The sequence below is a fragment of the Streptomyces sp. NPDC096105 genome, assembly GCF_044763335.1.
Classification (GTDB): domain Bacteria; phylum Actinomycetota; class Actinomycetes; order Streptomycetales; family Streptomycetaceae; genus Streptomyces.
In genome coordinates, this window is sequence record NZ_JBIWGC010000005.1 from 102,782 (window position 1) to 116,115 (window position 13,334).

At 72.5% G+C, this 13,334-nt stretch carries 12 protein-coding genes; 6 read left to right on the forward strand and 6 right to left on the reverse strand.

Translation table 11 applies throughout. The features are described from left to right. Positions 1-97: 97 nt before the first annotated feature. A complete protein-coding gene (locus tag ACIQ8B_RS10510) occupies positions 98-1,153 on the forward strand; it encodes an LLM class F420-dependent oxidoreductase (RefSeq protein ID WP_290008355.1) in 1,056 nt (351 codons plus the stop codon). Positions 1,154-1,470: 317 nt separating this feature from the next. Beyond that, a complete protein-coding gene (locus ACIQ8B_RS10515) occupies positions 1,471-2,259 on the forward strand; it encodes a ferritin-like domain-containing protein (protein WP_403546450.1) in 789 nt (262 codons plus the stop codon). 12 nt (positions 2,260-2,271) lie between these two features. Here ACIQ8B_RS10515 and ACIQ8B_RS10520 read toward each other — a convergent pair whose 3' ends face one another. Then, a complete protein-coding gene (locus tag ACIQ8B_RS10520) occupies positions 2,272-3,267 on the reverse strand; it encodes a magnesium and cobalt transport protein CorA (RefSeq protein WP_290008358.1) in 996 nt (331 codons plus the stop codon). Between the two features lie 107 nt (positions 3,268-3,374). Between ACIQ8B_RS10520 and ACIQ8B_RS10525 the strand changes: the two genes are divergently transcribed. The 4 genes from ACIQ8B_RS10525 to mshC all read left to right on the forward strand — a co-directional run bounded on the left by ACIQ8B_RS10525 (position 3,375) and on the right by mshC (position 6,879). Then, positions 3,375-4,061: a histidine phosphatase family protein gene (locus ACIQ8B_RS10525; protein ID WP_106414982.1), complete on the forward strand. Its 687-nt coding sequence runs from the start codon at positions 3,375-3,377 to the stop codon at positions 4,059-4,061. An 87-nt stretch (positions 4,062-4,148) separates the two neighbouring features. Then, positions 4,149-4,739, forward strand: a complete 591-nt coding sequence (locus ACIQ8B_RS10530; protein ID WP_106414983.1) for a DUF3090 domain-containing protein — start codon at positions 4,149-4,151, stop codon at positions 4,737-4,739. Next, positions 4,703-5,536, forward strand: coding sequence for an SCO1664 family protein (locus ACIQ8B_RS10535; RefSeq protein WP_403546451.1), 834 nt, complete (start codon positions 4,703-4,705; stop codon positions 5,534-5,536). Before ACIQ8B_RS10530 ends, ACIQ8B_RS10535 begins: the two co-directional genes overlap by 37 nt. A 113-nt stretch (positions 5,537-5,649) precedes the next feature. Next, positions 5,650-6,879 (forward strand): cysteine--1-D-myo-inosityl 2-amino-2-deoxy-alpha-D-glucopyranoside ligase, encoded by a 1,230-nt coding sequence (gene mshC, locus ACIQ8B_RS10540; RefSeq protein WP_403546452.1) that lies wholly within the window; start codon positions 5,650-5,652, stop codon positions 6,877-6,879. A gap of 67 nt (positions 6,880-6,946) precedes the next feature. On the opposite strand, the gene ACIQ8B_RS10545 is transcribed toward mshC, so the two are convergent. The 5 genes from ACIQ8B_RS10545 to ACIQ8B_RS10565 form a co-directional block, all read right to left on the reverse strand. Next, positions 6,947-7,939, reverse strand: a complete 993-nt coding sequence (locus ACIQ8B_RS10545; RefSeq protein WP_106414986.1) for a PAC2 family protein — start codon at positions 7,937-7,939, stop codon at positions 6,947-6,949. A 220-nt stretch (positions 7,940-8,159) separates the two neighbouring features. Continuing rightward, entirely contained in the window at positions 8,160-9,776 is a 1,617-nt protein-coding gene (locus ACIQ8B_RS10550; protein WP_106414987.1) for a glycerol-3-phosphate dehydrogenase/oxidase, read from the reverse strand. A 7-nt stretch (positions 9,777-9,783) separates the two neighbouring features. Beyond that, entirely contained in the window at positions 9,784-11,322 is a 1,539-nt protein-coding gene (gene glpK, locus ACIQ8B_RS10555) for a glycerol kinase GlpK (protein ID WP_106414988.1), read from the reverse strand. 83 nt (positions 11,323-11,405) lie between these two features. Next, the gene (locus ACIQ8B_RS10560) at positions 11,406-12,200 is read right to left on the reverse strand and encodes an MIP/aquaporin family protein (protein ID WP_290008366.1); all 795 of its coding nucleotides are present in this window, start codon (positions 12,198-12,200) and stop codon (positions 11,406-11,408) included. A gap of 340 nt (positions 12,201-12,540) precedes the next feature. Then, complete coding sequence (locus ACIQ8B_RS10565) at positions 12,541-13,305, reverse strand: IclR family transcriptional regulator (RefSeq protein ID WP_106414990.1); 765 nt, start codon at positions 13,303-13,305, stop codon at positions 12,541-12,543. Positions 13,306-13,334: the final 29 nt, after the last annotated feature.

The following is a 13,334-nucleotide window of genomic DNA, read 5'->3' on the forward strand; positions in this document are numbered from 1 at the left end:
CGGGCCCGCACCGCGGGCCCCGCGCGCCCCTCTCTCGCGGGCGCGGAGGTATAAGGTCTGCGCAAGTCACGTTACTGATCGGTAAGGGGAGACGGCCATGCAGCTAGGGATCAACCTCGGCTACTGGGGCGCCGGAATGGACGCGGACAACCTCGCCGTGGCCCAGGAGGCGGACCGCCTCGGCTACGCGGTCTGCTGGGCCGCCGAGGCCTACGGCTCCGACGCCGCCACCGTCCTCGCCTATGTCGCCGCCCGCACCGAGCGCATCGACGTCGGCTCCGCCATCTTCCAGATCCCGGCCCGCCAGCCGGCCATGACCGCGATGACCGCGGCCACCCTCGACTCGCTGTCCGAGGGCCGCTTCCGCCTGGGTCTGGGCGTCTCCGGCCCCCAGGTCTCCGAGGGGTGGTACGGCGTCAAGTTCGACAAGCCGCTCGCCCGCACCCGCGAGTACGTCGAGATCATCCGCAAGGCGATGACCCGCGAGCGCCTGTCCTTCGAGGGCGAGCACTGGACCCTGCCCCTCCCCGGCGGCCCGGGCAAGCCCCTCAAGCTCACCGTGCACCCGCAGCGCGAGCACATCCCGCTGTACATCGCCGCGATCGGCCCGAAGAACCTCGAGCAGACCGGTGAGATCGCCGACGGCGCCCTGCTGATCTTCCCCTCCGCCGACCACCTGGAGGAGACCGCCGTCCGCCATCTGCGCGCGGGCCGCGAGAAGGCCGGCAGGACCCTCGAGGGCTTCGACATCTGCCCGACCGTCCCGCTCGCCGTGGGCGACGACAAGGACGTGGCCACCCTCGCCGACACCTTCCGCCCCTACACGGCGCTGTACGTCGGCGGCATGGGCAGCCGCAAGCAGAACTTCTACAACCAGCTCGCCCAGCGGATGGGCTACGAGCGGGAGGCCGCCGAGATCCAGGACAAGTACCTGTCCGGCGACAAGCAGGGCGCGGCCGCCGCCGTCCCGCACGACCTGATCGACAGCACCACCCTGCTCGGCTCGGTCGACCGCATCGCCGACCGCATGAAGGCCTACGCGGCCGCCGGGGTCACCACCCTCACCCTCGCCCCGGCCGGCTTCACCCTCGACGAGCGGCTGGCCTCGCTGCGCGCCGGCGTCGAGGCCCTGGAGCGCGCGGGCCTGGCCTGATCCGTCCGGCCGCCGCCGCGTCCCCCGCGGCGGCGGCCAGGTCCCGCGGCCGTGGTGGGGGCTCGGGGGTCGACCCCGCCGCGGCCGTCACCCACGACAACGCCCCCCGGCCCCCGGGGGTCACGCGCCTGCGCGCCCCGGATCGCCCGCCTCGCCGTGTGCCCGCCCCCGCCCTCCCGGCGCCCGGCACGTACGCCGACCGGCGGAGTCGCCCGCCCCACCTGTTGCCGCGCCCCCGCCGTCGCACTTGACTGCTTCTTTGCGAGCTGTGGACATGCGGACCGCGCAACGGCGGACGCCGCGGAGAGGTGGGCCCCATGCTGTCGGCGAAGAGCCTGTTCCAGGAGATCCTCGGCCACGACGAGTCCTTCGCGCTGTTCTGCTCGATCGCCGCGAGCGGGGAGTCCCAGGGCGGCTGGGAGAACGCCCGCATCGCGGCGCTCGTGCCCGACACCCAGCGCGACCTCGCCCCCAGGATCACCCGCCACGGCGCCGACGAGGACAAGCACGGCCGGATCTTCGACGCCCTGCTGAGGAAGCGCGGCCTGGAGCCCGTCCCGGTGCCCCCGGAGACCGACTACACGATGCTGCTGGAGCGCACCGGCATCGGCCTGGCCCACGACAAGCTCAAGCGCGACGAGCCGCTCACCGTCCAGGACATCGTCACCTACCTCGCCCACAGCCGGGTCACCGAGCAGCGCGCCTCCGAGCAGATGAAGCTGCTGCGCAAACACTTCGCCGACCACCCCGACCTGGGCCGCGCGGTGAAGATGATCTCCGAGGACGAGGACAACCACCTCGCCTACTGCCACGAGGAACTGCTGCGCCTCGCCCGCGCCGGACACGGCCGCGCCATCCAGCGCGCCCTGCGCACGTGCGCGCTCGCCGAGATCCGCGTCCACCGCGACGTCAGCCTCGCCGTGATGGCCCACATGGGCCGCATCCTCGGCTGGCCGAAGCCCAGGGCGGCGCTCCTCGCGGCCGGCATCCACGCCGTCCACCTGTACGAACGCCTCGGCGGCTGGCGCCGGATGGTCTCGCTGCGAATGCCCGAGCGGCGCAACGCGCTGGGCGGCCCCGCGACCCCGGAACCCGAAGCGGCCTGACCGCCCCGCCGGCTACAGCCAGCCCCGGCGTTTGAACGTGCCGAACAGCGCCACCTCCAGCGCGGCCATCGCCGCGATCACCACCGGGTACGACCACGTCCACCGCAGCTCGGGCATGTGCTCGAAGTTCATGCCGTAGATTCCCGCGATCATCGTGGGGACCACGGCCATCGCCGCCCACGCGGAGATCTTGCGCATGTCGTCGTTCTGCTGCACGCCGACCTGCGCCAGGTGCGCCGACAGCACGTCCGACACCAGCCGGTCCAGACCCTCCACCGACTCGTTGACGCGCGTGAGGTGGTCGTGGACGTCGCGGAAGTACGGCCGCGCCCCCTCCTCCACGAACGGCACCGCCGGCCCCGACGCGCCGGTCCCGGCGAGCCGGGCCATGGGCGCGGTCAGCGGCACCGTCGCCCGGCGGAACTCCAGGATCTGCCGCTTGAACCCGTAGATCCGGGACGCGGTGTGCCGCGAGTCGCCCGCGTCGGGGGTGAAGACCTGCGTCTCCAGCTCCTCCAGGTCCGTCTGCAGCTCGGTCGCCACCTCCAGGTAGTGGTCGACCACGGCGTCGGCGACCGCGTACAGCACCGACGTCGCCCCCTCCCGCTGCAGCTCCGGCTCCCGCTCCAGCCGGTCCCGCACCGCGGCCAGCGGGGCGCCCTCGCCGTGCCGTACGCTCACCGCGAACGAGTCGCCGAGGAAGATCATGATCTCGCCGGAGGAGACGGCGTCGCTGTCCGGCTCGTACACCACCGGCTTGAGGACGACGAAGACCGAGTCGTCGTACACCTCCAGCTTGGGCCGCTGATGGGCCTTGAGGGCGTCCTCCACCGCCAGCGGGTGCAGCCCGAACTCCCGCGTGACCAGGTCGAACTCCTCGGCCGTCGGCTCGTGCAGCCCGATCCAGACGAAGCCTCCCGCCGACCGCGCCTCGTCCAGCGCGTCGGAGAAGTCCTGGGGGCCCTCCGACCGGTGCCCCTCCCGGTAGACGCCACAGTCGACGATCACGAAGCATGTCCTCCCGTCCCGGCAGCCGGTCCGCCGTCCCGTTCCCGTCCCGCCGTCGTGTTCCCGTCCCGGTTCCCCCGGGCGGCCGTACGCCTACCCTGGGCGGCATGCCCACGTTGCTCCTGGTCCGGCACGGACGCTCCACCGCCAACACCGAGGGACTGCTCGCCGGCTGGACGCCCGGCGTGCACCTCGACGACCGCGGGACCGCGCAGGCCGCCGCCCTGCCCGGGCGGCTCGCCCCGCTGACGCCGGCCGAGGTCGTCACCAGCCCGCTCGACCGCTGCCGGGAGACCGTCGCACCGCTGCTCCGGGCCCGCCCCGGCCTCACCCACCACATCGACGAGCGCATCGGCGAGTGCCACTACGGCGACTGGACCGGACGCAAGCTCGCCGAACTCAAGGACGAGCCGCTCATGGAGGTCGTACAGGCGCACCCGTCGGCCGCGGCCTTCCCCGGCGGGGAGTCCCTGCGCGCCATGCAGGCGCGCGCCGCCGAAGCGGTGCGCGAATGGAACGCGCGCGTGGAGCGCGACCACGGACCCGACGCCGTGTACCTGATGTGCTCGCACGGCGACATCATCAAGTCTCTGGTGGCGGACGCCCTCGGACTTCATCTCGACCTCTTCCAGCGGATCTCCGTGGAACCGTGTTCCATCACCGCGATCCGTTACACCCGGCTGCGCCCCTTTCTGCTCCGGCTCGGCGACACCGGCGACTTCGCGTCCCTGGCGCCGCGCGAGGAGCCGCCCGCCGGCGACGCCACGGTGGGGGGCGACGCGGGCGCACCGTGATCGTTCCCCGCAGTAGGGTGAAGCGACCGCACCGTTGCGTTCCGATCCACCCACCGCCCGTTCCCCGACTTCCCATGGAGACAGGACGTGTCCCGTCAGGTGTTCCTCTACGACCAACCGGAACGTTTCGTGGCCGGCACGGTCGGACTGCCAGGGCGCCGTACGTTCTTCCTCCAGGCCTCCGCCGGCTCCCGGGTGACCAGCGTGGCCCTGGAGAAGACCCAGGTCGCGGCGCTCGCCGAGCGGATGGACGAACTGCTCGACGAGGTGGTGCGCCGCAGCGGTGGCAGCGCGGCGGTGCCCGCGATGGCGCCGGCCGAGATCACCGACACGGCCCCGCTGGACACCCCCGTGGAGGAGGAGTTCCGCGTCGGCACCATGGCGCTCGCCTGGGACGGCGAGGAGCAGCGCATGATCGTGGAGGCGCAGGCGCTCGTCGAACTGGACGCCGACTCCGACGAGGACCTCGCCGAGGCGGAGGAGCGGCTGCTCCAGGACGAGGAGAACGGCCCGCCGATGCTGCGCGTCCGGCTCACCGGGGCGCAGGCGCGGGCCTTCGCCAAGCGCGCCCTGGACGTCGTCAACGCGGGCCGCCCGCCGTGCCCGCTGTGCAGTCTCCCGCTCGACCCGGAAGGACACGTATGTCCGCGCCAGAACGGATACCGCCGCGGAGCGTGACCGCCACCGACCCGGCCGCGGCCGAACTGCTCGCCCGCGGCGAGCTGACCGTGCGCGGACGCCTCCGTGAGGCGTCGAACGCCGCGCTGTACTGCACCGTCGCGCACGAGGGCCGGGAAGCCGCCTGCGTCTACAAGCCGGTCGCGGGGGAGCGGCCGCTGTGGGACTTCCCCGACGGCACCCTGGCCGGCCGCGAGGCGGCCGCGTACGAGGTGTCCCGGGCGACCGGCTGGGACCTCGTGCCGCCCACCGTGCTGCGCGACGGCCCCTACGGCGAGGGCATGTGCCAGCTGTGGATCGAGACCGCGCCCGGAGCCGAACTGCTCGCCCTGGTGGACGGCGAGGAGCCCGAGCCGGGCTGGAAGGCGATCGGGTCCGCCGAGGTCGGCGAGGGCCGCACCGCGCTGCTGGTGCACGCCGACGACGACCGCCTGCGCCGCCTCTCCGTGCTGGACGCGGTGATCAACAACGCCGACCGCAAGGGCGGGCACCTGCTGCCCACGGCGGACGGCCGGCTCTACGGCATCGACCACGGGGTCACCTTCAACACCGAGAACAAGCTGCGCACGCTGCTGTGGGGCTGGGCGGGGGAGCCGCTGCCCGGGGAGGCCCTGGACGTCCTCAAGACCCTCCGGGACGCCCTCGCCGCCTCCGGCCCCCTCACCGCGGCCCTGACCCCGCTGATCACGCCCGCGGAGATCGACGCGACCCGCGCCCGCGTGCAGTCCCTGCTCACCACCGGCACCCACCCGGAACCGGGCACCGGCTGGCCGGCGATCCCCTGGCCCCCCGTCTGACCCGGGCGCGTGGCCGGTGCGGCACACGGCGCGGCCACGCGCAAGAACGCCCTCCCGGCCATACGGCCCGTTCCGGTTCGTATCCGGAACTCGGGTCCGGTTAGGCTCGTGACATGCATGCCTGGCCCGCTTCCGAAGTCCCCGCCCTGCCCGGTCAGGGCCGCGACCTGAGGATCCACGACACCGCGACCGGCGGTCCGGTCACCCTCGACCCCGGTCCCGTCGCCCGTCTCTACGTCTGCGGCATCACGCCCTACGACGCCACCCACATCGGACACGCGGCGACCTACAACGCGTTCGACCTGGTGCAGCGCGTGTGGCTCGACAACAAGCGGCAGGTTCACTACGTCCAGAACGTCACCGACGTCGACGACCCGCTGCTGGAGCGGGCCGAGCGCGACGGCGTCGACTGGACCGCGCTCGCCGAGCGCGAGACCGCCCTGTTCCGCGAGGACATGACGGCCCTGCGGATGCTGCCGCCCCGGCAGTACGTAGGCGCGGTCGAGGCCATACCCGGCATCGTCCCGATCGTCGAGCGGCTCCGTGAGCTCGGCGCCACCTACGAGATCGACGGCGACATCTACTTCTCCGTCGAGTCCGACCCGCACTTCGGCCAGGTCTCGCACCTGGACGCCGCCGCCATGCGACTGCTGTCCGCCGAACGCGGCGGCGACCCGGACCGCCCGGGCAAGAAGAACCCCGTCGACCCGATGCTCTGGATGGCCGCCCGCGAGGGCGAGCCGAGCTGGGACGGCGGTTCGCTCGGCCGGGGCCGCCCCGGCTGGCACATCGAGTGCGTGGCCATCGCCCTCGACCACCTGGGCATGACCTTCGACATCCAGGGCGGCGGCTCCGACCTGGTCTTCCCGCACCATGAGATGGGCGCCTCGCACGCCCAGGTGCTCACCGGCGAGCACCCGATGGCCAAGGCCTATGTGCACGCCGGCATGGTCGCCCTGGACGGCGAGAAGATGTCCAAGTCCAAGGGCAATCTGGTCTTCGTGTCCCGGCTGCGGCGCGACGGCGTGGACCCGGCGGCGATCCGGCTGGCGCTGCTGGCCCACCACTACCGCTCCGACTGGGAGTGGACCGACCGGGTCCTCCAGGACGCCGTGACCCGCCTCGCCCACTGGCGCGCCGCGGTCTCCCGCCCCGACGGTCCGCCCGCCGAGGCGCTCGTCGAGGAGATCCGCGACGCCCTCGCGGACGACCTGAACGCACCGTCCGCGCTCGCCGCCGTCGACCGCTGGACCGTCCTCCAGGAGCAGAGAGGCGGCACCGACGCGGGCGCGCCCGGTGTGGTCTCCCGCGCCGTGGACGCCCTGCTCGGCGTCGCGCTCTAGGGCCGGGCCGGCACGAGACGGCACGAAGGGGGCGCCCCGTCCCGGGGCGCCCCCTTCGTGCCGGCCGTCAGTCCTCCGACGACTCGTCGCCGTCCTGATCGGTGTCGGTCTCCTGCCGGGGCGGCTTCGGCGGACGGGACCGGCCGCCCGGCCCGTCGCGCCGGTAGGGCGGCCCGTCCGGACCCTCGGCGGTGGCGTGTCCGCCGGGCGGACCCGACGCACCGTCACGACGCCGCAGATACCGCTCGAACTCGCGGGCGATGGCCTCGCCGGACGCCTCCGGCAGCTCGGCGGTGTCCCGTGCCTCCTCCAGCGTCTGCACGTACTCGGCGACCTCGCTGTCCTCCGCGGCCAGCTGGTCCACGCCCACCTGCCAGGCACGCGCGTCCTCGGGCAGCTCGCCCAGCGGGATCCGCACGTCGATCAGGTCCTCGAGCCGGTTCAACAGGGCCAGCGTGGCCTTCGGGTTGGGCGGCTGCGACACGTAGTGCGGGACCGCCGCCCACAGCGACACCGCGGGGACGCCCGCGTGCGTGCACGCCTCCTGGAGGATGCCGACGATGCCCGTCGGCCCCTCGTACTTGGTCTCCTCGAGATCCATGCGGCGGGCCAGGTCCGGGTCGGACGTGGTCCCGCTGATCGGGACCGGACGGGTGTGCGGGGTGTCACCGAGCAGCGCGCCCAGCACCACCACCAGCTCCACGCCCAGCTCGTGCGCGAAGCCGAGGATCTCGTTGCAGAACGAGCGCCAGCGCATGGACGGTTCGATGCCGCGCACCAGTACCAGGTCGCGCGGTTTCTCGCCGCCCACCCGCACCACCGACAGCCGCGTCGTCGGCCAGGTGATCTTCCGCACGCCGTTCTCCATGAACACCGTGGGGCGGTTGACCTGGAAGTCGTAGTAGTCCTCGGCGTCGAGCGCCGCGAACACCTCGCCCTTCCACTCCCTGTCCAGATGCGCGACCGCGGTGGAGGCGGCGTCACCGGCGTCGTTCCAGCCCTCGAACGCGGCCACCATGACCGGGTCGATCAGCTCGGGAACCCCCTCGAGCTCGATCACCCAGCGCCTCCTTCCGACGTGCCCTCATGTACGCACCAACCTTACGGCGTGCCCACGGGGGCGCCCGCAGCTCCCCGTACAAGGGGAGTGCCCCATCACTGCCCCGCACCGCCCCGGGAAACACCCGTACGGCGGACCGCGGAACGCGGCGAGGGGCGGCCCCGCCGACGCGGGACCGCCCCCCCCTCGCCTCACGCGGGCTGAGCCGGCGCGGGCACGGTCACTTCTTGCCGAGCAGCTCCTGCACGTCCGCCCGGACCTCGTCCGTGGCCAGGCCGCGGATCGTCAGCGTGGTCCGGCGGCGCAGCACGTCGTCCACCGTCTCGGCCCACTCGTGGTCCCGGGCCCACACGACCTGCGCCCAGATCTCCGGGGCGTCCGGGTGGATCCGGCGGGCCAGCGCCGGGTCCTCGTTCGCCAGCCGGGCGATGTCGAACGCCAGCGACCCGTAGTGGGTGGCCAGGTGCCGGGCGGTGTCCGCCGCCATGCGCGGACCGGGTGCCGGGCCGTCCACCAGCAGGCGGTGGGCGACGGCACGCGGGTTGGCCACGCCCGGCAGCGGCACCTTCTTCGGCAGCGCGCCGACCGGCTCGAAGTCCTCGCCCAGCGGGTGGCCGGGCAGCTCCTGCAGCTTGCGCATCACCGTGCGGCCGATGTGGCGGAACGTGGTCCACTTGCCGCCGGCGACGGACAGCATCCCGCCCCGGCCCTCGGTGACCACCGTCTCCCGCTTGGCCTTGGCCGTGTCGCCGGGGCCGCCCGGCAGCACCCGCAGACCGGCGAAGGAGTACGTGATCAGGTCGCGGTCGAGCTGCTGGTCGCGGATGGAGAACGCGGCCTCGTCGAGTATCTGCGCGACGTCCTTCTCGTCGACCGCGACGTCCGCCGGGTCGCCCTCGTACTCCTCGTCGGTGGTGCCGAGCAGCAGCATGTCCTCCCAGGGGAGGGCGAAGGTGATCCGGTACTTGTCGATCGGCGTGGCCAGCGCCGCCTTCCACGGGGAGGTCCGCTTCAGGACCAGGTGCGCGCCCTTCGACAGCCGGATCGACGGGGCGGCGTCCGGGTCCTCCATGCGCCGCAGGTGGTCCACCCACGGGCCGGTGGCGTTCAGCACCAGCCGGGCGTTGACGCCGAACTCCTCGCCGGAGAGCCGGTCGCGCAGCTCGGCGCCGGTGACCCGGCCCTTGGTGAAGCGCAGGCCCGTCACCTCGGCGTGGTTGAGGACGACCGCGCCCGAATCGGCCGCCGCGCGGACCGTCATCAGCGCCATGCGCGCGTCGTTCATCTGGTCGTCGCCGTACACGGCCACGGCCTTCAGGTTCTCGGTGCGCAGCTCCGGCACGTCCTGCGCGGCCTTCGCCGGCGACAGCAGGTGGCCGACGCCGTCACCGAAGGCCGACAGCGCCGAGTAGGCGAACACGCCGGCCCCGAGCTTCGCCGCGCCGTGCGGCCCGCCCTTGTACACGGGGAGGTAGAACGTGAGCGGGTTCGCCAGGTGGGGGGCCACCTGGCGGGAGACCGCACGGCGCTCGAAGTGGTTCTCCGCCACCAGCTTCACCGCACCGGTCTGCAGGTAGCGCAGACCGCCGTGGAGCAGCTTGGACGAGGCGGAGGAGGTGGCCCCGGCGAAGTCGCCGGCGTCCACCAGAGCCACCCTGAGACCGGACTGCGCGGCGTGCCAGGCGGTGGAGATGCCCAGGATGCCGCCGCCGATGACGAGAAGGTCGTACGACGCCTTGGAGAGCTGCTCCCGGGTCTCGGCGCGGCTCGGGTTCGGGCCGGACGCCGGGTGCGTCCCCAGGGCAGGCACGGACTGCTGGGTGGCTTGGGTGGTCATGGCGGTTCTACTCCTCGTCCTCGAGCCAGCCCATGGTCCGCTCGACGGCCTTGAGCCAGCTCTTGTACTCACGGTCGCGGGTGTCCGCGTCCATGCGGGGGGTCCACTCGGCGGCCCGCCGCCAGTTGGCGCGCAGGTCGTCGGTGCTGTTCCAGAAGCCGACGGCCAGGCCGGCGGCGTAGGCGGCGCCGAGGCAGGTGGTCTCGGCGACCATCGGGCGCACCACGGGGGCGTCCACGAAGTCGGCGAGGGTCTGCATCAGCAGGTTGTTGGAGGTCATGCCGCCGTCGACCTTGAGGGCGGTGAGCTCCACGCCGGAGTCCTTCGTCATGGCGTCGGCGATCTCCCGCGTCTGCCAGGCGGTGGCCTCCAGGACGGCGCGCGCGAGGTGCGCCTTGGTCACGTACCGGGTGAGGCCGGCGATCACACCGCGTGCGTCGGAGCGCCAGTACGGGGCGAACAGGCCGGAGAAGGCCGGCACGAAGTAGGCGCCGCCGTTGTCCTCGACGGACAGCGCCAGGGTCTCGATCTCGGCGGCGGTGGAGATCAGGCCCATCTGGTCGCGCATCCACTGCACCAGCGAACCGGTGACGGCGATCGAGCCCTCCAGGGCGTAGACCGGCTTCTGGTCGCCGATCTGGTAGCCGACCGTGGTCAGCAGGCCGCTGTAGGAGTTGATGAGCTTGTCGCCGGTGTTCATCACCATGAAGGTGCCGGTGCCGTACGTCGACTTGGTCTCGCCCTCGGCGAAGCAGGTCTGGCCGAACAGCGCCGCCTGCTGGTCGCCCAGGGCGGAGGCCACCGGGATGCCGCCGAGCAACTCGCCCAGCTTGCCGCCCTTGATCTCGCCGTACACCTCGGCGGAGGAGCGGATCTCCGGCAGCATCGGGGTCGGGACGCCGATCGACTCGGCGATCCGCTGGTCCCACTGCATGGTGTGCAGGTTCATCAGCATGGTGCGGGAGGCATTGGTCACGTCGGTGACGTGCCGGCCGCCGTCCACTCCGCCCGTGAGGTTCCAGATGACCCATGTGTCCATGGTGCCGAAAAGAATGTCGCCCGCCTCCGCGCGCTCCTTCAGCCCCTCGACGTTGTCGAGCAGCCAGCGCGCCTTGGGACCGGCGAAGTAGGAGGCCAGGGGCAGGCCGGTCTCGCGGCGGAAGCGGTCCTGGCCGACGTTGCGGCCGAGTTCCTTGCACAGGGCGTCGGTGCGGGTGTCCTGCCAGACGATGGCGTTGTGGACGGGCTCGCCGGTGTTCCTGTCCCACAGCACGGTGGTCTCGCGCTGGTTGGTGATGCCGATGGCCTTGATGTCGTCCCGGGTGATGCCGGCCTTGGCGACGGCGCCGGCGACCACCTCCTGGACGTTGGCCCAGATCTCGGTGGCGTCGTGCTCCACCCAGCCGGGCTTGGGGAAGATCTGCTCGTGCTCCTTCTGGTCGACGGAGACGATGCGCCCGTCGCGGTCGAAGACGATGCAGCGGGAGGAGGTGGTGCCCTGGTCGATGGCGGCGATGAACGGGCCGGCGGTGTGGGCGTCGGTCACGGTGTGCTCCTGGGAGTTCCTTGGTTACGGGGCAGGGAGTACGGCGCTTCTACAACGATCGCGGGGAAAGGCGATTGGGTCACCTATGCGAAGGCGATGTTGTAGACGCCGGCCGCGAGGGCGCCGCCGATCAGCGGACCGGCCACCGGGACCCAGGCGTACGACCAGTCGGAGCCGCCCTTGTTGGGCAGCGGCAGCAGGGCGTGGACGATACGGGGGCCGAGGTCGCGGGCGGGGTTGATGGCGTAACCGGTCGGGCCGCCCAGCGACAGGCCGATCGAGACCACCACGAGCGCCGTGATCAGGCCGCCGAGCACGCCGAGGCCGTCGCCCGCGTCGTTCAGGCCCTGGGTGAGGATGGCGAGCAGCAGCACGAAGGTGCCGATGATCTCCGTGGTGAGGTTCTGCACCGTGTGACGGATCTCCGGGCCGGTGGAGAAGACGCCGAGCACCGGGCCCGCGCCCTTCTCCTGGGCCTCGACGGCCTTGGCGGCGGTCGTCTGGGCGCCCGGCCCGCCGACGATCTCCTTGTCGGTGAGGTGGGCCTGGAACTGGCCGTAGTAGGCGAGCCACACCAGCGTGGCGCCGATCATCGCGCCGAGCATCTGCGCGGCGAAGTAGTTCGGGACGTCCGCCCACGCGCCGTCCTTGATGGCGAGCGCCAGGGTCACGGCCGGATTCAGGTGGGCGCCGGAGAGCGGGCCCGATATGTAGACCGCCGTCATGACGGCGAAGCCCCAGCCGAAGGCGATGGCGAGCCAGCCGGCGTTACGGGCCTTGGAGGCCTTGAGCGTCACGGCGGCGCACACACCGCCGCCGAGCAGGATGAGTATGGCGGTCCCTATGGTCTCGCCGATGAAGATGTCGGAGCTGGACACCCGCGACTCCTTTGTCCTTCGTCCAGGGTGCCGACCCCCGGGTCCCTCCGGGGATGGGCGCCCTCAGGGGTGAGAGCGTTGCCGGCCCTTGGCGTTGTCCCACTCTAGCGCGTATTGCCGGTAGGTGTTCGACAATGCCGACCGATGGACGGGAGTCTTGCCCGGCACCGGAGATGCGTCAAGAGTCTGGGTTGCCGAAAATGCGATCGTTACTGATCGCCGGGGCGGCCGGGGCGGACCGGTGGCGGTGTGTCCCTGTCCGCGCGCATGCCTGTGCCCCGGCCCGCCCGCGGGGCGTCCGGGTGCTGTGCGGTTCCGTGTCCGGTGCGCGCCCGCCCGCTCAGAAGCGTCCGGCGCCCAGGTCCCGCGACACCGCGCGGGCGCAGTCCCGCACCGCCGCGATCAGCTCGGGCCGCAGCTCACCGTCCTTGCGCAGCCGCTCCACCGCCCCCGTGATGCCGACCGCCCCGACCGGCATGCGCCGCCGGTCGTGGATGGGCGCGGCGAGCGAGGCCACGCCCTCCCAGGTCTCCTCCACGTCCGCGGCGTAACCCCGCGCGCGGGTGAGGTCGAGGATCTGCTCGAAGGCGCCGACGTCGCACACCGTGCGGTCGGTGAACGCCTTGCGGTCGGCCTCCAGGGCCTCGCTGTGCGCGACCGGGTCGTAGGCAGACAGGACCTTGCCGAGGGCCGTGGAGTGCAGCGGCTGCATCGCGCCGATCTCCAGCACCTGCCGGCTGTCGTCGGGCCGGAAGACGTGGTGCACGATGAGCACGCCCTGCTGGTGCAGCACCCCGAGGTAGACGCTCTCGCCGCTGGAGCGGGCCAGGTCGTCCGTCCACACCAGGGCGCGGGCCCGCAGCTCGTGGACGTCCAGGTAGGTGGTGCCCAGGCGCAGCAGCTCGGCCCCCAGCTGGTAGCGGCCGGACGCCTCGTCCTGCTCGACGAACCCCTCCTGCTGGAGGGTGCGCAGGATGCCGTGGGCGGTGCCCTTGGCCAGGCCCAGCGAGGAGGCGATGTCCGAGAGGCCGAGCCGTCGCTCGCCGCCCGCGAGCAGGCGCAGCATCGCTGCCGCCCGTTCGAGCGACTGGATGTTCCGTGCCATCGCCGTACTGCCTCCGTCCCCTACGAGCG

What these genes read in the sequence shown, in the direction of transcription:
- ACIQ8B_RS10550 (WP_106414987.1), bottom strand. Translation starts at nt 9,776, where the DNA reads ATGACCACCCAAGCCACCCAGCAGTCCGTGCCTGCCCTGGGGACGCAC.
- ACIQ8B_RS10565 (WP_106414990.1), bottom strand. Translation starts at nt 13,305, where the DNA reads ATGGCACGGAACATCCAGTCGCTCGAACGGGCGGCAGCGATGCTGCGC.
- mshC (WP_403546452.1), top strand. Translation starts at nt 5,650, where the DNA reads ATGCATGCCTGGCCCGCTTCCGAAGTCCCCGCCCTGCCCGGTCAGGGC.
- ACIQ8B_RS10510 (WP_290008355.1), top strand. Translation starts at nt 98, where the DNA reads ATGCAGCTAGGGATCAACCTCGGCTACTGGGGCGCCGGAATGGACGCG.
- ACIQ8B_RS10515 (WP_403546450.1), top strand. Translation starts at nt 1,471, where the DNA reads ATGCTGTCGGCGAAGAGCCTGTTCCAGGAGATCCTCGGCCACGACGAG.
- ACIQ8B_RS10535 (WP_403546451.1), top strand. Translation starts at nt 4,703, where the DNA reads ATGTCCGCGCCAGAACGGATACCGCCGCGGAGCGTGACCGCCACCGAC.
- ACIQ8B_RS10525 (WP_106414982.1), top strand. Translation starts at nt 3,375, where the DNA reads ATGCCCACGTTGCTCCTGGTCCGGCACGGACGCTCCACCGCCAACACC.